The 24259-nt window shown below is 70.9% G+C and carries 20 protein-coding genes and 1 tRNA gene; 13 read left to right on the top strand and 8 right to left on the bottom strand.

Features of this window, described 5'->3' with window-relative positions; genetic code table 11:
- Positions 1-51: 51 nt before the first annotated feature.
- From FK256_RS14505 to FK256_RS01120, 3 genes are all read left to right on the top strand, one after another.
- Positions 52-3006 (top strand): hypothetical protein, encoded by a 2955-nt coding sequence (locus FK256_RS14505; RefSeq protein WP_244936087.1) that lies wholly within the window; start codon positions 52-54, stop codon positions 3004-3006.
- 64 nt (positions 3007-3070) lie between these two features.
- Entirely contained in the window at positions 3071-3793 is a 723-nt protein-coding gene (locus FK256_RS01125) for an AzlC family ABC transporter permease (RefSeq protein ID WP_141423612.1), read from the top strand.
- On the top strand, positions 3793-4116 hold the full coding sequence (locus tag FK256_RS01120) for a branched-chain amino acid transporter permease (RefSeq protein ID WP_141423389.1): 324 nt from the start codon (positions 3793-3795) through the stop codon (positions 4114-4116). The genes FK256_RS01125 and FK256_RS01120 overlap by 1 nt, the downstream gene beginning before the upstream one ends.
- Here FK256_RS01120 and FK256_RS01115 read toward each other — a convergent pair.
- On the bottom strand, positions 4097-4849 hold the full coding sequence (locus tag FK256_RS01115) for a TMEM175 family protein (RefSeq protein WP_141423388.1): 753 nt from the start codon (positions 4847-4849) through the stop codon (positions 4097-4099). The genes FK256_RS01120 and FK256_RS01115 overlap by 20 nt on opposite strands.
- A 201-nt stretch (positions 4850-5050) precedes the next feature.
- Here FK256_RS01115 and FK256_RS01110 point away from each other — a divergent pair, with 201 nt between their 5' ends.
- Positions 5051-5953 (top strand): alpha/beta fold hydrolase, encoded by a 903-nt coding sequence (locus tag FK256_RS01110; RefSeq protein ID WP_021608808.1) that lies wholly within the window; start codon positions 5051-5053, stop codon positions 5951-5953.
- 14 nt (positions 5954-5967) lie between these two features.
- Here the strand turns inward: FK256_RS01110 and FK256_RS01105 are convergent, their stop codons facing one another.
- The 3 genes from FK256_RS01105 to nth form a co-directional block, all read right to left on the bottom strand.
- The gene (locus FK256_RS01105; RefSeq protein ID WP_141423387.1) at positions 5968-7356 is read right to left on the bottom strand and encodes an FtsX-like permease family protein; all 1389 of its coding nucleotides are present in this window, start codon (positions 7354-7356) and stop codon (positions 5968-5970) included.
- A 24-nt stretch (positions 7357-7380) separates the two neighbouring features.
- Entirely contained in the window at positions 7381-8208 is an 828-nt protein-coding gene (locus FK256_RS01100) for an ABC transporter ATP-binding protein (protein ID WP_021606322.1), read from the bottom strand.
- Between the two features lie 117 nt (positions 8209-8325).
- On the bottom strand, positions 8326-9099 hold the full coding sequence (gene nth, locus FK256_RS01095) for an endonuclease III (protein ID WP_141423386.1): 774 nt from the start codon (positions 9097-9099) through the stop codon (positions 8326-8328).
- Positions 9100-9315: 216 nt separating this feature from the next.
- Here nth and FK256_RS01090 point away from each other — a divergent pair, with 216 nt between their 5' ends.
- The gene (locus FK256_RS01090) at positions 9316-9993 is read left to right on the top strand and encodes a Crp/Fnr family transcriptional regulator (RefSeq protein WP_003779318.1); all 678 of its coding nucleotides are present in this window, start codon (positions 9316-9318) and stop codon (positions 9991-9993) included.
- Between the two features lie 197 nt (positions 9994-10190).
- Here FK256_RS01090 and sp36 read toward each other — a convergent pair whose 3' ends face one another.
- A complete protein-coding gene (gene sp36, locus FK256_RS01085) occupies positions 10191-10382 on the bottom strand; it encodes a Sp36 family protein (RefSeq protein ID WP_009233774.1) in 192 nt (63 codons plus the stop codon).
- 54 nt (positions 10383-10436) lie between these two features.
- Positions 10437-10772, bottom strand: a complete 336-nt coding sequence (locus FK256_RS01080) for a WhiB family transcriptional regulator (protein ID WP_009233775.1) — start codon at positions 10770-10772, stop codon at positions 10437-10439.
- Positions 10773-11315: 543 nt separating this feature from the next.
- Between FK256_RS01080 and FK256_RS01075 the strand changes: the two genes are divergently transcribed.
- Both FK256_RS01075 and FK256_RS01070 read left to right on the top strand, forming a co-directional pair.
- Positions 11316-13409: a transglycosylase domain-containing protein gene (locus tag FK256_RS01075; protein WP_141423385.1), complete on the top strand. Its 2094-nt coding sequence runs from the start codon at positions 11316-11318 to the stop codon at positions 13407-13409.
- Between the two features lie 51 nt (positions 13410-13460).
- The gene (locus FK256_RS01070; RefSeq protein WP_141423384.1) at positions 13461-14465 is read left to right on the top strand and encodes a metallophosphoesterase; all 1005 of its coding nucleotides are present in this window, start codon (positions 13461-13463) and stop codon (positions 14463-14465) included.
- Positions 14466-14564: 99 nt separating this feature from the next.
- On the opposite strand, the gene FK256_RS01065 is transcribed toward FK256_RS01070, so the two are convergent.
- Positions 14565-15443, bottom strand: coding sequence for an SDR family oxidoreductase (locus FK256_RS01065; protein ID WP_141423383.1), 879 nt, complete (start codon positions 15441-15443; stop codon positions 14565-14567).
- 111 nt (positions 15444-15554) lie between these two features.
- Here FK256_RS01065 and FK256_RS01060 point away from each other — a divergent pair, with 111 nt between their 5' ends.
- The 5 genes from FK256_RS01060 (at position 15555) to FK256_RS01040 (ending at position 23265) form a co-directional block, all read left to right on the top strand.
- The gene (locus FK256_RS01060; protein WP_141423382.1) at positions 15555-16898 is read left to right on the top strand and encodes an SWIM zinc finger family protein; all 1344 of its coding nucleotides are present in this window, start codon (positions 15555-15557) and stop codon (positions 16896-16898) included.
- The gene (locus tag FK256_RS01055; RefSeq protein ID WP_141423381.1) at positions 16895-18457 is read left to right on the top strand and encodes a DUF5691 domain-containing protein; all 1563 of its coding nucleotides are present in this window, start codon (positions 16895-16897) and stop codon (positions 18455-18457) included. The genes FK256_RS01060 and FK256_RS01055 overlap by 4 nt, the downstream gene beginning before the upstream one ends.
- A gap of 82 nt (positions 18458-18539) precedes the next feature.
- The gene (locus FK256_RS01050) at positions 18540-19661 is read left to right on the top strand and encodes an ATP-binding protein (protein WP_009233781.1); all 1122 of its coding nucleotides are present in this window, start codon (positions 18540-18542) and stop codon (positions 19659-19661) included.
- Complete coding sequence (locus FK256_RS01045; protein ID WP_141423380.1) at positions 19658-22051, top strand: DUF5682 family protein; 2394 nt, start codon at positions 19658-19660, stop codon at positions 22049-22051. The genes FK256_RS01050 and FK256_RS01045 overlap by 4 nt, the downstream gene beginning before the upstream one ends.
- Positions 22048-23265: a VWA domain-containing protein gene (locus FK256_RS01040; RefSeq protein ID WP_009233783.1), complete on the top strand. Its 1218-nt coding sequence runs from the start codon at positions 22048-22050 to the stop codon at positions 23263-23265. The genes FK256_RS01045 and FK256_RS01040 overlap by 4 nt, the downstream gene beginning before the upstream one ends.
- Before the next feature lie 66 nt (positions 23266-23331).
- Here the strand turns inward: FK256_RS01040 and FK256_RS01035 are convergent, their stop codons facing one another.
- Positions 23332-23880, bottom strand: coding sequence for an O-acetyl-ADP-ribose deacetylase (locus FK256_RS01035; RefSeq protein WP_021604732.1), 549 nt, complete (start codon positions 23878-23880; stop codon positions 23332-23334).
- A 226-nt stretch (positions 23881-24106) separates the two neighbouring features.
- Here FK256_RS01035 and FK256_RS01030 point away from each other — a divergent pair.
- Positions 24107-24183, top strand: a tRNA-Pro gene (locus tag FK256_RS01030).
- Positions 24184-24259 lie beyond the last annotated feature (76 nt).

Here is a 24259-nt window from a genome sequence, read left to right as displayed (position 1 = left end):
TTTCGGCGCCCCCGCCCCTACTACTAACGTGTGCATGCGTAAGGAGACCTCGTGAGCACCGACAACACAGACCGCATCGCCCCGCAGACGCCCGGCACGTCCGACGGCGTCGGCTCAGCCTCCCCGACGGCGCCTACTCCCGCCACAGAATCGTCGACGTCGGATGCTCACCCCGAGGAGATGAAAGCCACGGTGACCGCTGCGGCCCTCTTCTCCAGCAAGAGCCCGGCCAGCAAGGTCACCCAGGCGTCTCAGCCTGTCTCCTCCGCAGCGATCGCACCGGCGACGGCGGCGGGCGACGTGGGCGGTTCGACCGGTGGCACCGAAGACGACACTGCGGGCGGCGCCGCGGATGATGACGTCGACACCATGAAGATCCGCAAGAACAAGAACAGGCAGGAGAACGCCCGCGGCTCTGCCGGAGGCGAGGCCCCCGAGGTCACCGGCGCAGGCGCCGACTCTTCCGATGACGCCGCCGTTGAGGCTGCCGAGGAAGTCTCCGGCGAGACGCCTCCGATGCCGTCGGCTGCCGAGGAGGCCCAGGTCGGCACGTTCCCGGTCGGTCGCCCCGCCCAGGACCCGCTGCGACCGGACGATCCCTCACCCCATCCGGTGACCACTCAGGCTACGACGCCGTCCGAGCCCTCCGAGCCGGTCGAAGACACCACCACGGGGACGGACGCCGGCACCCCCGATATGCCGCCGTCCATTCCGCCGTCGTCGGCGCCGGGCGAGCCGCAGGCCGAGCCAGTGGAGTCCACGACTCTCACTGCGCCGCAAGCCCCCTCCGTAGACTCGACGACCGACACGCCCCCCACTGCCTCGGCGACCCCCGCCGTTCCCGCGGCCTCCTCCGATTCAGCCGGTCTCCCCGCACCCGCCTCGACCGGCTCTGTCAAGGATCCTTCGGACCCCGCTAGCCCGGAGCCAGCCCGTCCGGAGAGCCATGAGGATGAGAAGGGCGAGGAGGACCGAGAGGATACGGCCTCCATCGTCTCGACAGTCTCGACCGTCTCGACCGCCTCCTCTACAGCGGCGTCCTCGTCCGTCGAGCAAGCCGACGATGAGGACGAAGCACCGGCATCGGCCGGTGCGGCGTACGCCGTGGCCGCAGGCACGGCGGTCGACGTTCCCGTGCCCGGTACCCCTGAGGACTCCGCGGAATCAGACGATCCCGCAGATCCTTCGGCCCCTGAGGGACTCGAGGGCAAGGCCGCCGAGGACTCCCGGGAAACCAGCGATTCCCAGACCGTCGAGGACTCCCGGGCGGCCGAGGCCCCGACCACGTTCCCGGTCACCACCGGCTCTGAGGCTCCGGGCTCCGACGAAACCGCCGATTGCGCTTCCGCGGTCGAGACGGCCTCCACCGGCTCCGCCGGAGAGCCGACCGCATCCGCATCATCAGCACCATCGCCTGCCGCCACGACGTCGGCAGCATCGGCTGCCTCAGCGACCACCGCCGGTTCGGCGCCGTCCGCGTCATCCGCCGCGGGGGCGGCCAGGGCCGCGGCACCTACCGCGGCCTCCACGATGTCGGCGCCGGCAGCTGCGCCGGTGGCGGCTGCCGTGGCCAGCACCGCCGGCGCCGTTCGTCCCACCGATGGGGCCGGTGCCGACGGCAGCGACAGCGCCAACCGTCCTACCGACACCACCGGCTCCTCGGCGAGCGCACGGCCGGCGAGCCGGCCCTCCGCGACAACGGCCTTTTCCTCCGCGGCCTCACCTGCAGGCGCGCCATCGGCCCAGTCGATCGCTGAGCCTGCGGCGTCAGCGCCGTCACCGGCAGAGCCCGATGCCCCGGCGACAGCAGAACCGGCGACGGATGCGGCTGAGCCGGTCAAGCCTGCCGGTGCACCCGCCGACAGCTCGGTCGACAACCGGCCCTCGGCTCCCTCCTGGCCAGCGACCCCGGCGGCCCAGCTGGTCCGGACCTCCTCGGCGGCGAGCGCCTCCACGGCACGCTCGGCCGAGTCGACTCCTTCCGGACGCCCCGCATCCCCCGCGGACGGCGCCTCAACGGCCGGCTTGACCGCGGACGGGCCGTCGACGCTCCGATCCGCCTCGGCCCCGCCGTCCGGGCTTTCCGGCTTCCGCGACCAGGCCCCCACCGAGACGCCGACCGCCGCATCCACGACGTCGACGACTCCGCGACCGGCCGGAGCATCTCCGGCGGCGTCATCCCCTATCCCCGCGGCACCCCGGGACTACCGGCCCGCGCCCGCCGACCGACCCGTCCCGAGCACCTGGTCAACACCGACGACCGGCGCGGCCTCTTCCGCTCCTGCATCCGCGTCAGCGCCGACCGCCGCACCATCGGAGCCCTCCCCGAGGCAGACGCCCACCTGGCCGGCGACCTCCACGGCCCGGGGCTTCTCGGCGGTCGCCGACACCCTGGAGAGCGACGACCCCGAAGAGCGCGGCCGCTCGCGCGCCCGACAGGCAGCCATGGCCATGACCGGCTCCGCCGAGGATGACGACGACATCCTCCTCCAGGGCGCCAGCGTGCTGAGCTCCCCGAGCTCGCGCGCCGAGACCCACTGGGCCGGGGTGCTCATCGCCGTCGTCCTGTTCCCGGTGGCCTGGTTCCTCGTGCACGACGGCGCCGCGAACCTGACCGGCGGCAACCCCTCGGCCTGGCCGGCCGCGGGCTCCCCGGTGGGCGCCCTGGAGATCCTGGGCGGCACCGCGGCCTGCGCCACCGCCCTGTTCATGATCTCGCGCTCCTCCCTGGGGGCCTTCGTCGTCGGTGCCATCAGTACGGTGATCGGCCTGCCCTTCGTCGTGATGCCGGGGGTCGCCCGGTCGATCCTGGGCCCGACGGTCGACCGGCTCCAAGCCCACTCCGACCTGGGCAACGCTTTGTCCACCTACGTCATGGACGACGGCCTGTCCGGCCGATTCATCCTCATGGGCGTGCTCACGATCATGGTCGCCGTCGTCGCGCACCTGGCGCGCCGGGCCGGCAGGCGCGAGCAGGGGACGGACGACCGCGACCACCGTGACTGAGTCCGACGCCGCCCACCCTCCCTCCGGGGTACCCTCGCGGCAGGCTCCGCAGCCGACCCCGCGGATGCAGACGGCCCGCGACGCCGCCCGCGACGCGGCGCCCGTCGTCGTCGGCTACGTGACCCTGGGGCTAGCCGCGGGGATGCTGTTGGTCGCCGAGGGGCTGTCATGGTGGTGGGCGCCGGTATGGAGCCTGGTCATCTACTCCGGGACCATGCAGATGCTGCTGGTGCCGCTGGCCGGTGGCGGCGAGCCGCTGGCAGCCATCGCCCTGTCTACCGGATTCGTCTCGGGTCGTCACGTCTTCTACGGTCTGGGGTTCCCCCTGGAACGGGTGCGCGGCGGGGTGTTCACCCGCCTCTACGCCGTCCACGCGATCACCGACGAGGTCTACGCGCTGCTGGCGGCGCGCGACCGGAGGGCCATGAGCGGGCGCTACCTGGTGGGCGTGGAGGCGATCAGCCACGCCTCCTGGGTGGTGGGCACGACCGTCGGGGCGCTGGCCGGGACGGCGCTGGCCTCCGCGGTGGGTGAGCGCATCGAGCTGCTCGGCTTCGTGCTCACGTCCCTGTTCGTGGTCCTGGCCATCGAGAACTGGCGCAACCACCCCGATATTGGGGTGCTGTGCGTGGGGCTGGTGGCCGGCGGGATCGGCCTGGCGATCGGTGGTTCGGCGGCGCTGCTGACTGCGCTGGTAATCCTCGCCGTCGGCCTGGTGGGGCTGTACGCCTGGCGCGGCCGCCGCCCCGGGGCGAGCGCGCCGGAGCCGGGGCGGAGGGCCGACTGATGCTCACCAACCCGCAGATCGCGGTCGCCGTCGTGGTCGTTACCGTCATTACCTTCGTGTGCCGGATTGCGCCCTTCGTGCTGCTGCGCGGGCGCCAGGACAGTGCGCTGCTGGCCTTCCTGTCCCGGGCGATGCCCCTGGGCGTGATGATCGTCCTGGTGGCCTACACGCTAGACGGCGTGAGCCTGTCGCCGTCGACCTGGCTGCCGGCGGCCGGCGGCATCGGGACGACGGCGGGTCTGCACCTGTGGCGGCGCTCGATCGGCCTGTCGCTCATCGGCGGCACCGGCGTCTACGTCGCCCTCAGTCTCCTGCTGGCCTGACCCGCCGCGGCCGGTGGCCGGCCATGTAGAAGACGATGAGGGCCACGTAGGTGACCACGCTCAGCCAGGCACTGACCAGCCCGAGGAGTGCAGCCAGGGAGTAGAGCCACGGCCCCATCATGAACCGCTGAGTCATGGACCGTACCTCCGCCTGCGTCACCTCCGGCTGCAGGCGGCTCCGGTCCCGGATCGCCGCGCGCCACAGGGCGTTGAAGAACAGCCCGCCGACCACCATGACCACCCCGTAGAAGACAGCGCCCGTACGCTCGTCATGCCCCGACTCCAGGAAGCGCGTCAGCACCGAGGTTGCGAAGGGCAGGAAGGCGACATCGAGCAGAAGGAAGAGGTTGCAGATGAGCATCCACTGATCGACGCTGCGCACCCTCGCGAAGATGGCGTGATGATTGAGCCAGACCTGCCCCACCAGGAGGAAGCTGAGCACGAAGCCCACGTAGCTGGGCCATAGGGAGGCCAAGGAGCCCAGGAGGCGCCCGCCGTCCTCGGGCAGCTTGATCTCCAGACTCAGGAGCGTGATCGCGATGGCGATGACGCCGTCGCTGAAGGCCTCCAGGCGCCCGGGCGAGATCAGGGCCGGCTCATCGCCTCCTCCACCGCCGCCGGCTCCGGCAGAGGACTCGACCTCGGGCTCCTTGTCAGCAACGGCATCGAAGGCGGCAGTCTCATGGCGGCCATGAGAGTCCTCGTCTGTGTCATGGTGACGATCAGTGGTCATGCCGCTTCCCTCCGGCTGCTGGCGGAAACCTATGACGCGCGCGGGGCCATCCGTATCCACCTTACTGCCGCCGGGAGCGTTCCGCGCCAGCGGGGACCTTTCACCGCGGCTGGGGACGTCTCACGCCTGCAGGATTTCGGGACTTCTGCGCGTGAGATGTCCCCACCAGCGGTACCGAGCGCTGACCAGTAGGCTGCGGCCGTGCCTGTCGACGTCAACCGCCCCGGCCCCTGGGCCCACCGCGATCTCACCGCCCGCGGCACCCGTTTCCATGTCGCGCTGGCGGGTCCCGAGGCCCCGAGCGGCAGCGGGCCCCTCACGCTCCTGGTCCACGGCTTCCCCGAGTGCTGGTGGACCTGGCGCCACATCGTCCCCGCTCTGGCGCAGGCCGGCCACCGGGTGGCCGCCCTCGACCTGCGGGGCTTCGGCGGCTCGGACCGCCCGCCCTCGGGCTACGACCTGGTGACGCTGGCCCAGGATCTGGCCGCCGTGGTCCGTTCCCTGGGCCACGAGCGGGCCGTGGTCGTAGGTGCGGGGCTCGGCGGCCAGGTCGCCTGGGCGCTGCCGCATGTGGCCCCGGGCCTGACGACGGCGATCGTCCCGGTGGGCGCCCCCCATCCGCTCGCGCTGCGGTCGCTGCGGGCCCGGGCGCTGTCGGGGCCGGCGCTGCAATACGCGAGTCTGCAGATCCCGGGTCTGGCCGAACGCCGCCTGCGCAGCCGCAGTGCGCTGGAGGGCCTGCTGCGTTCCTGGGCCGGGCCGTACACCCGGGAGGCGGTGGCTGAGGAGGCCGCCTACTACGCCGAGCTCCTGTCCCGACCCGGTGCCGCCCACAGCGCCCTGGAACCGCTGCGCAACCTCATGCTGTCGCGAGCGGAGACGGCGGCGCTGGGCAAACCGGTGGCGATTCCCGTCCTGTCGGTCCAGGGCGAGCTCGACCCCGTCCAGCCCGCCCAGGCCTACGCGCGCGACACCCACCACGTGACCGGCAACCTACGCCAGGCGACGATCCGCCGCTCGGGCCACTTCCCGCAGGAGGAGGCTCCGGCCGAGCTCGTCCGGGCCCTCCTGACCTTCCTGGCAGACGTCGCCCCAGCAGTCTGACGCGCGGCGCCGGCTCACACGGGCTGGCGCAGATTCTCCATGAGAGGTCGGCGGTCGAGCTGTGCGGGCAGCCAGGTGGTCGCCACCGCCAGTGCCAGCGAGATCCCGCTGACGAGCGCCAGCAGCCCCACCGGGACCGAGGAGACCAGGACCGTCATCCCGCCCCCGGAGTACAGCGCGGCGTAGACGGCGCTGAAGGCGGTGGCCGCCAGCCCGAAGAGGATGCCGGTGACGGCGTAGATGACGCCCTCCAGCGCGGTGGACGCCAGGACCGTGCGGGTCCGCGCCCCGATGACCCCCAGCAGCGCACCCTCCTGGCGCCGGGCCCGCCCCACCATGGCGATATTGGCGATCCCGCCGACGCCGGCGATGAAGAAGATCGGCACCGCGACAGTGAGGAATCCGTTGACCGAGCCCTGCGCGCCAGTGGCCTGCCCGGCGCCGACGGCAGCGTAGACGGTCCCGGTCATGGCCACGGCGATGGCGAAGGGGACGATCGTCGTCATCGACAAAGAGGCGCGGTGGCGGGCATTGGCGCGGGCGGCGAACCAGGCGGGGCTGCGGCCCGGGATGAGCGCGGTCCACCAGGTCAACAGCGGCCGCAGGGTCCAGTTCGGCACGACCAGGGCAGCGATCGCGGCGATGAGCCCCATGGAGCCGCCGACGACCGCGCGCTCCCCCGGGTCGTTGAGGTTGGCACCGGCGGCGACCATCTCCGCCCTCTCCGCCTCATTGAGAGGCATGGCGCTGTCGAAGGGAACCAGCACCAGGGCCAGGACCAGGACACCGACGATCACCCACTGCCACCACCGGGTCCGGGTCTGCGGAGCCGTGGCCTCCCGCAGCGCCTGCATCTCGGGGACCAACGCCGCCCGCCGAGCCGCCCCCATCCCGCCCAGGACGCAGAAGAGCGTCGCCACGGCGATGGTCAACGGCACCCCGAAACCCGGCATGATGATAGGCAAATCCTGAGGAAAAACCTTGAACTCCCGCCAGGTGAGCAGGTAGACGCGGGCCAGTGGAAGGGAGGCCGCCACCCCGAGGGCGCCTCCGAGCAATCCGATCGCCCCGACCTGCGCCAGGATGATGCGGCGGATGCGGCTGCCGGGGATGCCCAGGACCTTCCACAGCGCGTGCGAGCGCTGCTGGGCCGAGACGGTCAGTCCCAGCGTCGTGGACAGGATGACGGCGGTGGCCAGCCCCGCGTAAGACACGAGGCTGGAGCCGATGATGTGGGCGGCGTTGATGAGCTCCGCCGATCCCTGGGACTGCGCCCAGCTCAGGGCGCTGTACCAGGCGGTGATAATGACGCCGATGATGGCGCCGCCGACCGTGGCGACGAGCAGCGACCACAGCCACTGGCGGGCGTGGTGGCTCAGGTCATTCCAGATGAGTGTGACCATGTTCTTCTTCTGCTCCTGTCTCACTCAGGCGGCGCGCGCGGCCCGGGCCGAGTGGACGAGCTCGGCGATCTGGCGGGCGTCACGGCAGCTGGTCCACTGCACCAGGTGCCCCTGGCTCATGACGGCAACAGCGTCGGCCTTGGCGGCGGCCTCGACGTCGTGCGTCACCATGACCACGGTGGTCCCCTGCTCGGTGAGCCGGCGCAGCCAGTCCAGGACGAGGGCGGCGGAGCTCAGATCGAGGGCGCCCGTGGGCTCATCGGCGAAGACGATCCGGGGACGGCTGGCCATGACGCGGGCGATCGCCACGCGCTGGCGCTCCCCGCCGGAGAGCTGGTGGGGCTTGAGACCGGCGCGGTGTGCGAGCCCGACGGCGTCGAGGGCCGCCCGGGTCTGGGCGTCGCTCAGGGGGCGTCCGGCCAGGCGCGAGGGCATGGAGACGTTGTCGGCGGCGCTTAAGGAGGCGATGAGGTTGTACTCCTGGAAGACGAAGCCGACGTGGCGGGCACGGAACCGGGCGCGCTCGGCCGGCCGCATCCCGGAGGTGATGGTGCCGAGCATGGTCACCTGGCCGTCGGTGGGCTCATCGAGGCCGGCCATGCAGTGCAGCAGCGTCGACTTGCCAGAGCCGGAGGCTCCGACGACGGCGGTGAAGCTGCCCTCGGGCAGGTCGGCGTCGACGTGGTCCAGAGCGGTGACGCGGGCGTCCTGGCGGCCCGGCACGTCGTAGACGCGGGTGAGGCCGCGCAGTCGGATGGCGACGGACGACGAGGCGGCCGTCCCGGGAGGCGGCGTGGATGGGGCGGAGGCAGCGGTCGGGTCGGAGGGCGTGAGCGGCGGGTGAGCAGTCATGCCCCCAGCCTGACGGCGCCGGCCCTCCCATCCCATCCTGCCATCTGGCGGACCGGGGGTGGGGCTAGCCCGACACCGGCCCGGGCCGCCTCCGCGAGCGCCGCTCTCAAACGCCTATCAAACGCCCACCTGTGGGCACAGCCCGGCCTCGAGCAGCGCGCACTCACCGCAGCGGGGCGAGCGGGCGGAGCACACCCGGCGCCCGTGCTCGATGAGCCGATGGCAGCCGTCGGTCCAGCGCCACGGCTCCCACAGGGCTGCGATGTCCCTCTCCACTCGCAGCGGGTCCTTCGACGTCGTCCACCCCAGTCGGCGCGAGAGCCGCCCGACGTGGGTGTCCACGGTGATGGCGGGCTGCCCGAAGGCGTTGCCGAGCACGACGTTGGCGGTCTTGCGCCCCACTCCCGGCAGGGAGACGAGGTCCTCGCGGCTGCGCGGGACCCGGCCGTCGAAACGCTCGTCGAGGGCCTGACCGATGCCCAGCAGGTGCCCGGCCTTGGCCCGCTGGAAGCCCAGGGGCCGCAGGATCGCCTCGAGGTCCTCGCACCGGGCGACTCCCAGAGCGGCGGCGTCGGGGTAGCGCGCAAAGAGCTCGGGCGTGACAGTGTTGACGCGCGCATCGGTGGTCTGGGCGGACAGGACGGTGGCGATGAGGAGCTGGAAAGGGCCGTCGTGGTCGAGGGCGCAGACGGCGTCGGGGTAGAGGGCCATGAGCTCGTCGTCGACGGCGCCCGCGCGCCCGGCCAGGTCCGGAATCGCCGAGACCTCGGGCACCGCGTCAGCCGATGCCGCTGCGATCTCACTACTCGCCGATCTGCGCACCTCGTCCTCTTTCCGCGCTCTCACCGACAGCCGGCACCGCCCGGAGTCCTTATTCAGGCCTGTGTCCATGAGACCGCTATTGCAATCGATCCCGTCATCCGTCCGCAACCGCACGCTGTTCAAGAGTGTCACAGGACGCACCCGATTTTGCTCACTCCCCTTTGACCTGCAACACACGGAAGCTACAATGCTCGACGGCGTGCCACAGGTCACAAGCCGTGGCAGGATAGACCCGAGGGCTCCCGCATGCGGGATGCCAGCCCCCTAACCACCAGGAGGATCTCCGTGGAAGACAGCATTATTTCCAGGATCCCGCTCTTCGAGGGCCTCAGCCCCGATGAGCAGGAGGAACTGCGCGCCATGATGACGCAGACGACTCTGCGCCGTGGCGAGACCCTCTTCAATGAGGGCGACTCAGGTGACCGCCTCTACATTCTCCTCTCCGGAAAAGTGAAGCTCGGCCACGCCAGTGCCGACGGCCGCGAGAACCTGCTCGCAGTGCTCGGCCCCGGCGAGATCGTCGGCGAGTTGACCCTGTTCGACCCAGGCCCGCGCTCCACCACCGCCACCGCTGTGGCCCCCACCGAGCTCCTGACGCTGGACCACAACCAGCTCATGACTTTCGTGGAGTCCCACCCGCAGCTGGCCAAGGACATGCTGCGCGCCCTGGCCCAGCGCCTGCGCCGCACCAACACGGCGCTGGCCGATCTCGTCTTCTCCGACGTGCCCGGCCGCGTGGCCAAGGCCCTGCTGGACCTGGCCGACCGCTTCGGCTCACCCACCGACGACGGCGTTCACGTCCCCCACGACCTCACCCAGGAGGAGCTCGCCCAGCTGGTGGGCGCCTCGCGCGAGACAGTCAACAAGTCGCTGGCGGAGTTCGTCTCCCGCGGCTGGATCCGCCTGGAGGGCCGGGCCGTCACACTGCTTGACGTCGACCGACTGCGCCGTCGCGCCCGCTGAGGGCCCGTTTCGGGTCACGAGAGCCCTCCGCGCAGCACGCCGGGCGATCTACCGAGCGCCGACAACCGCATCCACCGAACTGACGACGTTGCGTCCGCGGTCCACCACGACGGACCGCGGACGCAACGTCGAAACCGTTGAAGGGTCTGGGAGGCCGCACCGGGCGGGGCCGACCGGCTCGAGGCGGAGCGGCGCCGTCAGGCCCGGGGGCGCTTGAGGTAGGCGATGAGATTCTCCGTGCCGGACGGACCGGGCACGACCTGGACGAGCTCCCAGCCGTCGGCGCCCCACTGGTCGAGGATCTGCTTGGTGGCGTGGGTGATGAGGGGGACGGTGGCGTACTCCCAGGCGGTCGGAGCGCCGGATACGTGGTCGGAAGATGCAGTCATGGGGCTCAGCCTAGAGCCCGCCCCGGAGCACCGGAAGCCAGGCCGCAGGAGACTTCAGGAGGCGCAGCGCACCCGGGCCAGGATGCGGGGGGCGCGGCGGGCGTGGATCTCGGCGACGAGCTCGTCGTCCTCGCGCTGGAGCCACAGCCCCCAGTCGTCGACTTCAGGGAAGCGCCGCAGCAGTGCCCGCCTCTCCCGCTCAGTCAGTCCGCCCCAGACGCCGAAACTGGACTCGGAGTTGAGCGCCTCAGCCAGACACTCCATACGGACCGGACACGCGAAGCACAGCGACCTGGCGTCGCGTTGCTCAGCTCCCTTGCCGAAAAGCTGGTCGGGTTCGACGGTTGCGCAGGCCGCCTGGGCCGCCCAGGTCTGGTCGTCTTGAGTCATACTCACTCCCGATTCATTCAACGGCCGACGCCGTTGTCAGACACGTCACAGCCGTTACCGTATGGCAACCGAGCGCCGCGCACCAAATCCCATTCATGTGTTCCGGGCGGCTTCAGCACCCCCGACCCCGGCGAGATCGGCCCGCACCACCGCATTCAAGGGGAGTTCTCTGATAGCGAGCCATTTAAGTGGACTTCGAGTCCAACGGGATCTCACCTTTCGCAAGGTTGGGAAATCCGCTTCACACAGCCGGAGGGGATGCCTCATGGCCGTGGACGCCGTGGGCAAACCGTGATCCCACCGTGACCCAATCCTGGGCATTTCTTAAGAAATTACTGAGCATTCCGGGCCGTCTTACCATCCGGCCGGGCGACCGCGTCTGAGGTCCGCGCCGACGACGTCGGGCCTCCCCGCACCACAAGCCGGAAAGGGACCGGCCGGAGACCGACCGGAGACCAATCGAGGCGCTCTCCTAGGGTCTTCTCAGGCCGAAGAGGGCCTACGCCACTGCATCCTCCTATCGATTCCACGTAGGCTGGCGCTATGGCGAACTCCTCTGCGCGCGGACGCTCTCTGACACCACCCCAGGTCGTCTCGATGCTCGTGGTCTTTCTGGCACTGTCGGGCGTCGGCGGTGTCCTGTCCGCGGGCTTCGCCACCCCCTTCGTGGGCGTCACGGCGGCGCTGACCAAGGCCTCCGCCGAGCTCTTCGAGGAGCTCCCCAGCGACTTCAACGTCCAGCAGCCCAGCCAGATCTCGACCCTCCTGGCGTCCGATGGGACCGAGATCACCAAGTTCTACGCAGAGAACCGCATCGTGGTGCCCCTGAGCCAGATCTCGGTCAACATGCAGAACGCCATCGTCGCCGTGGAGGACCAGCGCTTCTACCAGCACCAGGGGGTCGACCCCACCGGCATGGTGCGCGCCCTGGTCTCCAACAACGCCGGCGGCTCGCGCCAGGGCGCCTCCACACTCACGCAGCAGTACGTGCGCAACACGCTCATCGAGACCGGTCTGAAGAACGATGACCACAAGATCATCCGGGACGCCACCGAGAGCACCGTGGCCCGCAAGCTGCGCGAGATGAAGTACGCCCTCAGCCTGGAGCAGAAGTACTCCAAGCAGCAGATTCTCGAGGGCTACCTCAACATCGCCGCCTTCAGCCCCTCCACCTACGGGGTTGAGGCCTCCGCCCGGCACTACTTCAGCAAATCGGCCAGTGAGCTGACAGTGGCCGAGGCGGCCCTCATGGCCGGCACCACCAACGCCCCCAGCGCCTACGACCCCGTCACCCAGCCGGAGCTGGCCAAGAACCGTATGGACTGGGTCCTGGCCAAGATGTTGGAGGAGAAGTTCATCACCCAGGAGCAGCACGACGAGGCCGTGGCCACCCCGATCGAGAGTATGCTCCATGTCTCGGATTCCCCGGCCGGCTGCGGTGCCGCGGGTACCGCCGCCTACTTCTGCACCTACGTGGTCAACGAGATCCTCGGGTCGGAGAACTTCGGCCCCGATGTCGCCTCGCGGCGCCAGCTGCTGACGCGCGGAGGCCTGAAGATCACCACCACCCTAGATCTCAAGCGGCAGGGCGCCGCGGACAACGTCATCCAGGCCAATGTCCCCACCGGCGACGAGTCGGGCACTGACACGACCATCGCCTCGATCGAGCCCGGCACGGGCCGGATCCAGGCGCTTGCCCAGAACAGCAACTACGGCTACGGCGACGGCGGCCCTGACAGCAGTGAAACCCAGCTCGTCTACGCCGCCGACGCCAAGCACGGCGGTATCGAGCTCAGTGACGGCACTGTCGGCTTCCAGCCTGGCTCGACCTTCAAGGCCCTCATCCTGGCCGAGTGGTTCAAGGACGGGAACTCGGCCGGCGCCAGTCTTAGCGCCGTCCCCAGGACCTTCCGGTGGAACATCCCCTGCGCCCCGGAGAACAACGACCCGACCTGGGCCCCGAAGAACGTCGACGGCTCCCTCAACCGCGCCACCAACGTCACCGAGGCAACGAAGCTGTCCATCAACGTCGCCTACGCCGAGATGCTCAGCCGCCTCAACGTCTGCGACGTCACCAACTTCGCTGCCTCCATCGGAGTGACGAAGGCTGATGGCACGCCGTTGGACCCGCGCCCCTCCATCGTGCTGGGATCGCAGAACGTGCCTCCCCTGAGCATGGCCAACGCCTATGCGACCTTCGCCTCCGGAGGCAAGTACTGCAAGCCGATCGCCATCGACCAGATCCTGGACGCCAGCGGCACCTCCATGGCGGTGCCCAGCGCTGACTGCACCCAGGCAATGGATCAGGGCGCCGCAGACCAAACCGCGACGACTTTGACCGCCACGTCGCAGAAGGGCGGAACGGCCTATGAGGCCGCCATCAACCGGCCGATCGCCGGAAAGACCGGAACCACGGATTACAACTATGACGCCTGGTTCGTCGGCTTCACCCCGCAACTGGCCACCGCGGTCTGGATCGGCCACGCCGGCAGCCCCAGGACCCTCAACGGCCAGCAGATCGGCCCGCACAGCGTCGGCATCATGTACGGAAACACGATCGCCGTGCCGATGTGGCGCGACTACATGTCCCAGGCGCTCGAGGGGGATCCGACTCTGCCAATCCCCTCCCACCAGTGAGCACCGGCCGGCCACCCACGAACAACTGAACAGAAGAGGACCCGACTCCCTATGACGCCATCCCCTGCCGGACGCTCGGCTCTGTCCGTCGTCGGGGCCACCGCCGCCCTGGGGGCGGCCACGTTGGCCTACAGCCTCATCGAGGCCCGGTGCCCCGTTCTGCGGCGCATCGACGTGCCGGTCCTCGCCGCCGATGAGGAGCCCCTCACGGTGCTGCACCTGTCCGATTTGCACCTGACCGACCGCACCGAAGCACGGGTGGCGTGGGTACAGCAGCTGGCGCAGCTGCGGCCCGACGTCGTCGTCAACACCGGCGACAACCTGTCCCTGGCCTGCGGGCTGGAGCCGTTGCAGCGGGCCCTCGAGCCGCTGACGGGGCTGCCCGGCGCCTTCGTCATGGGCGACCACGACTACCGCACCACCGTTTTCCGCCTGCCGACGCGCTACCTGCACCGCGATCCACGCAAGGCCTCCAGCCGCGTGCGCGACGAGGACATCGAGGCCCTGCCATGGGAGGAGGTCCGCGATCTGCAGGCCGCAGGCGGCTGGGCGAATCTGACCAACCGGCGCGACTCACTCACCGTGGGCGGTCGGCGCATCGAACTGGTGGGCGTCGACGACCCGCACGCCAACCGCGACGTCTTCCCCGCCCCCGGGGCGGGCGGCGATACGGCATCATCCGGGTCGGCGAACTCGGCCCTCTCCCTGCCGGCGATCCGCAACCGAGAGGGTCGTGCACTGCGACTGGGGCTCACGCACGCCCCCTACCGACGGGTCCTGGAGGCGATGTCGGCCGACGACGTCGACCTGGTCCTGGCCGGGCACACGCACGGGGGGCAGTTGTGCGTGCCCGGGGCGGGAGCGCTGGTGACCAACTGCGACCTGGACCGGGGCCGGGCCTCAGGGCTGTCGCAGTGGCCGGGCCGGCTCGGGGATCCGCGGGCCGCCGACCACATGTACCTGCACGTGTCCGCCGGGCTCGGTACGAGCCCCTACACACCCGTGCGCCTGGCCTGCCGGCCCGAGGCCGCGCTGCTGCGGCTGCTGCCGGCCTGAGGGATGGTGTGCGCCACCAACTTCGACCATAACTTCATGGATGACGCGGAGCCGTGTCGTTTATGAAGTTGTGGTCGATTTCGGGGTCTCGGCACGCCGTCAGCGGCGCCAGCGGGCGAAGCCTCCCTCGGAGCTGATGACCTGCCCGGTGATCCAGCGGGCCTCGTCGGTCAGCAGCCAGGTAATGAGGCGGGCAGGGTCGTCGGGCTCGCCCCAGCGCCCCTGGGGGAACATGACGGCCGTCGCCTCGCGGTCCGCCTCGGTGACGTAGCCGGTGTCGACGGGACCGGGGTTGACCGTGTTGACGGTGATGCCGGCGTCGATGAGCTCATCGGAGATGGTCAGAGTGACGCCCGCGATGGCGGCTTTGGCGGCCGCGTAGGCGATCTCCCCGGGCAGGGGTCCCAGGCCCTGGCCGGAGGTGAGGAACACGATGGCGCCGTGGCGGCGCCCGGCGTCCGGCGCAGCGGGCGGGACGAAGCCCTCCTGGGCGGCGAAGGCCTGCGCCAGGAGGATGGAGGCACGGGCGTCGACCGCCCAATGGGCATCCAGGACGGCCTCCGTCATCTCGGAGAGCGGGCCGTCAGGACTGCTCATGGCCTGATTGCACACGAGGGCATCGAGATGGCCCACGGCAGCCGTGGCCCGCTCGACGACGCGGGTGGGTTCCCCGGGGCAGGTCAGGTCGGCGGGGATGTCGATGAGCCGGGCCAGGCCGACCAGATGGGAACGGATGGAGGCCATGACGGCCTCGATGTCGTCGGCGCCCCAGGGCTGGGAGGCGTCGTGCGGGCGGTAGTGGTGGGCGACGATGCTCGCCCCGTAGTCCGCGGCGCGGCAGGCGATGGCGTGGCCGATGCCGATGCGGCGGCTGACGCCGGTGACCAGCACTGTGCGGCCGGCCAGGGGGAACGGGTCGCGGCCGCCGCAGTGGGCGTCACCGCCGGGGTGGTGCGGGTGCTGGGCGTCAGTGCTCATGACCGGCAGTTTAGAAGGACGCTCGCCACGGGGAGGCCTCCCCATGCGCTCACCGGTATTCCCCTCGAAGAGGGCCCATCGGCGTCACGGCCCTGACCTATCCTCGGCCTCATGAGCACACCGACCATCGCGCCCTGGAGCACCGAGCAGGTCACCGCGCTGGCGCCGGACAAGCAGGTCGCCTCAGCGGGTCTCAAGCTGGCCTCACCGGCCACCTGGTCGGACGCCGGCGTGCACGAGGCGCTGGTGTGGGGCAGTGCCGCGGGGTCGGGCAAGAGGCCCTATCGGGTGTGCGTGGATCTGTCCGGCCCGGCCTTCAAGTGTTCCTGCCCCAGCCGCAAGTTCCCCTGCAAACACGCCATCGGCCTGCTGCACCTGTGGAGCCGGGGGCAGGTGGCGGGTGGGGAGCCGGCCGCCTTCGCCGCCGAGTGGCTAAAGGGCCGCGTCAAGCGGGCCCGGCAGAAGGCCGCACGGCAGGAGGCCCCGGCCCGGCCCGACGACCCGGCCAGGGCGGCCGCCTCGGCCAAAAGCGCCGCCTCGCGCGCCCGCACCCGCGAACGGCGCATTACCGACGGACTGGCGGACCTGGACCGGTGGCTGACCGATCAGCTCCGCGAGGGGCTGGCCAACGGTTCGGCCCAGCGCCCCAAACAGCTGACCTCCTTCGCCTCCCGCATGGTTGACGCCCAGGCTCCCGGAGTCGCCCGCCGCCTGACTGCCCTGTCGAGGCTGAGCGATTCCTCCCCCGACTGGCCCGAGCGGCTGGTCGACGAGTTCGGGCTGCTCCACCTGCTCATCCGGTCCTGGACGCGCCGCGACCAGCTTCCCGACGATCTCATGGCCACTGTCCGCTCCCACCTGGGGCTCACGATGCGCACCGAGGACGTCCTGGCCGCGCCCGGCGTCGGAGACACCTGGGTGGTCGTCGCCGGGCGGGACTCCGTGGAGGGCAGGCTCACCGAGCGCCGCCTGTGGCTCTACGGCACGACGACGCGGCGCTGGGGGCTCGTTCTCCTCTTCGCCCCCGCCTCCAGCGGCTTCTCCACCGCTCTTGTTCCGGGAACCCGGCTCGACGCCGTCGCACACTTCTACCCGGGGCGCGGCCAGGTGCGCGTGGCCCTGTCCGACGAGCAGCCCCCGCAGCCGGTCACCGGATGGAAGCCCGATGTCGTGGGAACGGCTGCCGCTCGGGAGATCTGGAAGCGGGCAGTCGCCGCGGACCCGTGGGTGGAGGCCACACCCGTTCTGGTCTCCGGACGCTTCCGTCTGCTCGACGGCGATCGACTCGCGATCGGGGACGCGGACGGGGCACTGCCTCTCATCACGCCCGACGACGCCCGATGGGGCCTGCCGCTCCTGGCCGACGGGGATGAGACCGTCGTGGCCGGCGAGCTATCCCCCGAGGGCCTGCGAGCCCTGAGTGTCTTGACCGCCGGAGAGGTGCGTGCCCTGTGAGTGATCTGTCCCCACTGGCCCAGACCGCTGTCATCGGAACGAGTACGCGTCCCTTCTCCCCCGGGACGCTCCCCGGCGCCGTCGCGAGCGCCCTCCCGCCTCGTCGGAGGGGTGCGGAAGGCGCGGGGGTTGCAGAAGATGTGTCCGAGGGCACCGACGCGCTCCTGGATGCGGCCGCCGCCTACGGTGCGGTGCACCGCGCCACGATCCCGGCGATCCCCTCCTCCGCCGCGAGGGATACCGGTTGGGCGACCTCATCGCGTCCCCTGGCACCCGAGGGCCTGCGCCCAATCCTGGAGCAGATCCTGCTCAGCAGGCCTCAGCAGCACCTGCTCGCCACGGCGCTGGGCATGGTGGCCGAGTGCGGCTGGCGGCTGCCCGCCCCGCTCCTCATGCGCGTTCTCAATGAGACCGCCTACAGGCACGAGGACCGCGATGCGGTCCTGGCCGTTATCGACGAGCGCACCGCGGCAGTGCTCCGCGACCACCCGGTGTGGGGCAAGCGGGTCGCGCCCCTGGCGTTCCCGCACAGCGGCAGTCCCAATGGCGGGCCCAGGAGCAGCCCTGGCGATACCGGGGCCGACTCCGTGTGGCGGCTGGGGACCACCACCCAACGGCTCACCTATTTCAGACGGTTGCGCGCCCAGGACCCGATCGCCGCGCGGGCTCTTCTGGTAGCGGGGTGGGACAGGGAGAAGGCCGAGGCCCGCCGGGGGATCATCGAGGCGCTGGCCACCAGCCTGAGTGAGGCGGACCTGCCCCTCCTCGAGATGGCCCTGACGGACCGTTCCGGGGGCGTGCGCCAGGCGGCGGCGCAGGTGCTCCTCCTCCTGCCCGGATCGGGGCTGGTCCAGCGCGCCGAGGCCCTCGCCGCCTCCCACATGAGCGTCACCAAGCGGTTCCTGCGCACCGCCCAGGTGGTCTGCCGGCCGATTGAGGTGACCGACGACATCCTGCGCGACGAGTACCAGGAGTGGAACAACGGGGCCCCGGCACGGGCCGACGTCGGCGCCCAGTCCGCTGGAAGAGCTGCGGCCGGTGACCCGCACGAGCTGCTGAAGGAGGTGATCGGGCGTGTTCCGATCGACCGCTGGCCGGCCCTCATCGGTCTGTCCGCCAGCGAGCTCCTCGAGGCCGAGGTGACTTTCGAGGGCGAGCCGCTGGACGTGCGCGATGCCCTGTTCACCGCGGACGGTCGCGGCGGCGACGGCGCCCTTATCGAGGCGTTCACGGCCGACACCTTCAATCGGGGCGATCTTGACACCTTCACCCTCATGCGCGACTACTGGCGGCGGCCCTACTCCGCGGAGCACTCCCGCCGGACGGTCTCCTTTCTCCGGTCCGTTCTTGGCTCGCGTCAAACCGGGGACATCGGCTCCTGGGCGAACCAGGAGGCCATCGACCTACCCGTGATCTGCGACGCAACGGTCATTCCCCAGGCCCTGGCCATGCTGGAGGCCTCCTACAGCCCCGACTCGATGCCACCTTTCATAGCCGACGTCGTCGAGGGCCTGCGTCTGCGACTCCGGCTGGAGGCCCTGCGCACCTACACCGCCTAGCCGCGCCCGCCCGCACCCACCACGCTCTGTTTCTTCCCGACCACCCATCGACTACCCGCCCATCAGCCACCGAGGAGCACCCGTGACCAGCACTCAGACCAACAGCCACACCGGTACCGACAACGCGCCCCTGCTGCGCCCTCACGCCGAGCAGCGCTACGCTGAGGAGCTCGCTGCCCTGGCGCGTCTCGACGAGCGCACCCGGCCGGCGAGCTGGAGGCTGTCGCCCTGGGCGGTGGTCACCTACCTCATGGGCGGCACACTGGAAGACGGCACCGTCATCACTCCGAAGTACGTCGGCAACCGGCGTCTCATCGAGGTGGCCGTGGCGACTCTGGCCACGGACCGGGCTCTGCTCCTGCTGGGGGTGCCGGGCACGGCGAAGTCCTGGGTGAGCGAGCACCTGGCCGCCGCGATCTGCGGCACCTCCACGCTCCTGGTGCAGGGCACGGCGGGCACCTCCGAGGAGGCGGTGCGCTACGGCTGGAACTACGCCCGGCTCCTGGCCGAGGGGCCCTCGCAGGCGGCGCTCGTCCCCTCCCCCATCATGACGGCCATGGGGACGGGCAGGATCGCCCGGGTCGAGGAGCTCACCCGTATGCCCTCCGACGTCCAGGACGCCCTCATCACAGTGCTCAGCGAGAAGACTCTCCCGGTGCCGGAGCTGGGCACTGAGGTGCAGGCGCACGGGGGCTTCAACCTCATCGCCACCGCAAACGACCGCGACCGCGGTGTCAACGACCTCTCTGCGGCGCTGCGGCGCCGTTTCAACACGGTGGTCCTGCCGCTGCCGGCCTCGGCCGAGGAGGAGGTGAGCATCGTGGCCCGCCGCGTGGAGGACCTCGGTTCGGCGCTCCAGCTGCCGCCCGCCGAGGGCGCCCTGGAGGAGATCCGCCGCGTGGTCACCGTCTTCCGCGAGCTGCGCCAGGGCGCGACCGAGGACGGGCGCACGAGCCTGAAATCACCGTCGGGCACCTTGTCCACCGCGGAGGCGATCTCGGTGGTCACCAACGGCCTGGCCATGAGCGCCCACTTCGGCGACGGCGTCCTGCGGCCCTCGGACGTGGCCGCCGGCATCCTCGGGGCGGTGGTGAGCGACCCGGTGGCCGATCAGGTGGTGTGGTCGGAGTACCTGGAGGCCGTGGTCCGCGAGCGCCGCGACTGGTCGGACTTCTACCGCGCCTGCCGTGAGGTGGGGCAGTGACCGTCAGCGTAAGAGCCGTCGAGGGCACCGCTGAAGTCGCTGCCGAGAACGACGTCGTCGACGACGCCGAGGACGCGCGCCCGCCCGTGCGGGTTCTGGGGATCCGTCACCACGGCCCGGGCTCGGCACGGGCCCTGGCCGCGGCGCTGGAGGCCTACCGGCCCGACTGCGTCCTCATCGAGGGGCCGGCCGACGCCGATGGCCTCATCGAGTGGGCGGGCCGGGGCCTGGAGCCGCCGGTGGCCCTGCTCGCCTGGGACAACACCGATCCCTCGGAGGCCTCCTTCTGGCCGATGGCCGTCTTCTCCCCCGAATGGCAGGCGCTGTCCTGGGCGGTGGCGCACGGGGCCAAGGCCCATTTCATGGATCTGCCCGCGGCTGCCGTCCTGGCCGAACGGAAGGCCGAGCGCGAGCGGGCACGGGCCGGCACCAAGGCGGGGACCGAGGAGGACGTCGACGATGCGGACGACCCGGGTGACTCCAGCGACTTCGGCGACTCTGACGGTTCGGGGGAGACGGGCGGTTCGGGGGACGGTGGCGCCGCGGCTCAGGACGCCGCCCGCCCGGAGCGCACCGACCCAATCGCGGAACTGGCACGCCTGGCCGGCTACGAGGACCCGGAGGCCTGGTGGGAGGACGTCGTCGAGCTGCGCATGGAGGGCGACCCCTTCGACGCGCTGGCCGAGGCGATCGGTCTCCTGCGGGAAGCGTCCCCGGAGACCGACGAGTCCACGCTGCGCCGCGAAGCGCATATGCGCAAGGTCCTGCGGGCGGCCAGAAGGGCGGGCCACGAGCGGATCGCCGTCGTGTGCGGGGCTTGGCACGCCCCGGCGCTGGTCGGCAAGCCGCCGAAGGTCTCGCAGGACAACGCCCGGCTTAAGGGCATGGCGAAGGCGAGGACGTCCCTGACCTGGGTGCCGTGGACGCACCGGCGCCTGGCCGGGGGTAGCGGTTATCGAGCCGGGGTGGAGTCGCCGGGCTGGTACCACCTGCTCTTCACCGCCCCGGATCGACCGGTCGTGCGCTGGCTGACGCAGGTGGCCGCTTCCCTACGTCGCCAGGATCTGCCGGTCTCCTCGGCCCACATCATCGAGGCGGCGCGGCTGGCGCAGAGCCTCGCCGCCCTGCGCGGACGCCCCATGGCCGGCCTCGATGAGCTCGGCGAGGCGGTCCTGTCGGTCATGTGCGAGGGCAGTGCGGTGCGGGCCGCCGCCGCGACCCGTGAGGTGCTCATCGGCGAGGCCCTCGGCAGCGTGCCCGACGGCGTCCCCATGGTCCCCCTGGACGCCGATCTGCGCTCGGCCGCCAAGAGTCTGCGCATGGCCTTCGCGGCGGCCCCCAAGACGCTCACGCTGGACCTGCGCAAGCCCCGGGACCTGGCCAAGTCCCAGCTGCTGCTGCGCCTGGAGATCCTCGGGATCACCTGGGGGAAGCGGCAGCGGGTCTCATCGAGCGGCACCTTCAAGGAGGTCTGGGAGCTCGAGTGGGACCCGGAGATGTCCGTGCAGGTGGTGGAGGCGGCGGCCTTCGGCACCACCGTGGCCTCCGCTGCCGGTGGCGCCCTGCTGGCCGCCACCGACTCGCTGCCGCAGGTAACAGGGTCGGTGGAGAAGGCGCTGGCGGCAGGCCTGTCCGGGGTCGTGCCCGAGCTGCTGCGGATCCTCGATGAGCAGGCCGCGCGCGAGATGGATATCGTCCGGTTGCTGGGCTCGGTGCCGGCCCTGGCCCGCTCCCAGCGATACGGGGATGTGCGCGGCACGGAGGCCTCCAGCCTGGGGGCGGTGACCCGCGCCGTCCTAGTGCGAGGGTGCGCGGGGATGCCGGCGGCGGCCGCGAACGTGGACGCCCGGATGGCCCGCACGCTGCGCTCCACGATCGACGAGGTCCAGAGCGTCATCGGTCTTCTGGACGAACGGGCCGCGGCGCTGTGGAACGGCGCGCTGCGCTCCGCGCTGGCCACCCGCAGCCTGCCCGGTCTGCTGGCCGGACGCATCACCCGGATGCTCCTGGATGCCGGGGAGCTGACCCGCGACGCCGCCGCCCTGAGGCTGTCCCGGGCACTGTCGCAGGGCACGCAGCCTGAGGAGCAGGCCGAGTGGATCGAGGGGTTCCTCGCCGGGGACATCCTCCTGCTCAGCTATGACAATGTCCTGCTCGAGGTGCTCGACGAGTGGCTGCGGCGCATCGGGGATCGGGTCTTCGTCGACGTCCTGCCCGCGCTGCGACGGGCCTTCGGCCAGTGGCCGAGCCCCCAGAAGGTGGACCTGGCCCGGCAGATCCGCGACCTCGGCTCCCCCGCCCCGCACGGGAACGGCCCGACCGAGGAGCGATTCGACGACGTCGAGGCGGTTCTGGACACGGTGAGCATGATCCTTGGAGGTACCCGATGAGCGCGCGCGACCACTCCGACCAGGCGGGTCGGACGGTTCAGACGGACCGACCCGACGACGTCGAGCCCACCAGCATCGAGCAGCGCTGGCGCCTGGCCCTGGGCGTGGACCCGAGCGGGTACCCCACCTCGTTGTCCGACGGGCACAGGGCGATGGACACGGCCTTAGCGGACCTGTACGACGTCGGCCCGCAGGACAAGGGGCGCGGGGGCCTGGACGGTTCCGCCCCCAAGGTGGCGCGCTGGCTGGGGGACATCCGCAGGTACTTCCCCTCCCGGGTGGTACGGGTCATGCAGACCGACGCCATCAACCGCTTGGGGATCAAGACGCTCCTGCTGGAGCCGGAGGTGCTCCAGGGCGTGGAGCCCGACGTGCACCTGGCGGCGACGCTGGCCACCCTGTCGGAGATGATTCCGCAGGAGGCCAAGGCCACGGCGCGCACGGTCGTCGACAAGGTCGTCAAGGAGGTGGAGGAGCGGATCGCCGACCGACTCCAGCAGTCGGTGCGCGGCGCGCTGGACCGCTCCACGAGGACGTCTCGGCCTCTGCCGGCCGATATCGACTGGAACCGCACCATCGCCGCGAACCTCAAGAACTACGTGCCCGAGCTGGGCACGGTCGTCCCGGAGAGGCTCATCGGGCACGGCCGGCGCCATCGGGGCATCCAGAAGGAGTTCACCATCTGCATGGACCAGTCCGGGTCCATGTCCTCCTCGGTCGTCTACGCCTCCATCATGGCGGCGGTCATGGCCTCGATCCGTTCGCTTCGCACCACGCTCGTCGCCTACGACACCACCGTGACGGATCTGACGCCGCTGCTGTCAGACCCGGTCGACGTCATCTTCGGGACTCAGCTCGGCGGCGGCACGGACACCTCACCGGCCATCGAGTACTGCCGGCAGACGATCACGCAGCCCGCGGACTCGGTGTTCATCCTCATCAGCGACCTGTACGACTCCGACCCGAAGCGGATGCTGGCGCAGGTGGGGGAGCTGCTGGGAAGCGGGGTGCAGGTCGTCGTGCTGCTGGCCCTGAGCGACGACGGCGTCCCCGCCTACAACCATGATGTCGCCAAGCAGCTGGCAGGGATGGGGGTGCCGGCCTTCGGATGCACGCCGGACGCCTTCCCCGGCCTGCTGGCGGCCGCGATCCACGGCGAGGACCTGGGCAGGTGGGCCGACGAGCAGGCGGCCGCGGAGGCGAAGGGCGCTTGAGCAGGCCGGAGATCGTCCGGGCCGAGGGCGCTGATGCGGAGCACGGGCGGGCCGCTTCAGCCCGGGTCAGTGCTCGGCGCGCTCGAGGGCGTGGGCGAAGGCCTCGTGGTTGGCCTGCGAGGACAGGGCGAAGCGGATGAGCTCGAGGCGGCCGACGGCGTCGGGCTCAGTGCGGGAGCGCTGCTCAACGGCGCGGGCGCGGGCCACGGCGATCTCGGCGACCTGTGCGATGGGCCAGCCGTAGACGCCGGCGGAGACGGCCGGAAGGGCGATGGAGGAGCAGTCGAGGTCGATGGCGAGTGCCAGGGAGCTGTCGAAGCAGGCGCCCAGCAGGGCCGGGTCGTCCTCGCCCGCGTGACGGTTGGGGCCGACGGTGTGGATAACCCAGGTGGCGGGCAGGTCGAAGCCGGGCGTGGCGACGGCGCGGCCGACCGGAAGGCCGTCGGGCAGCTCGGTGTCGCGCAGCTTCCGGCAAGCCTCGAGCAGGCGGGGGCCAGCGGCGCGGTGGATGGCGCCGTCGACTCCTCCGCCTCCCAGGAGGGTGCTGTTGGCGGCGTTGACGATGGCATCGACCTCTTCGGTGGTGATGTCTGCGACGACGGCCTCGATGCGCATGGGGTTCCTCCTGTTCCGTGGCGGATACTCGGGCCGGTCGCCGGGTCGCGGGCTCGCGCAGGCGCCCCGGGGGCGCCGGTGACCGGGTCTGTCATCGGCAGCCTGTCATGGAGGCGGGCGGAAGCCAACCGCGGTCTGGAGGCCGGAGCGCCTACGTGACGGACGACTCAGCGGCTCCGATTTCCTCCCTGCGGTGGGTGGAGGCTATGCTGTCGCCTGCTGCACACGGGGTGTGGCGCAGTTTGGTAGCGCGCTTCGTTCGGGACGAAGAGGTCGTGGGTTCAAATCCCGCCACCCCGACCATTGAGTCAACACTCAAACCCACGTCATGGAAGCCCCATGACGTGGTTTTTTGCTTGTTTTTGCTGGGTTTTGGGGT

It is taken from the genome of Actinomyces johnsonii (assembly GCF_006546835.1).
GTDB classification, from domain to species: domain Bacteria; phylum Actinomycetota; class Actinomycetes; order Actinomycetales; family Actinomycetaceae; genus Actinomyces; species Actinomyces johnsonii.
Note: the sequence above shows the minus strand (reverse complement) of the source record. Positions and strands in the feature narration are given on the sequence as shown.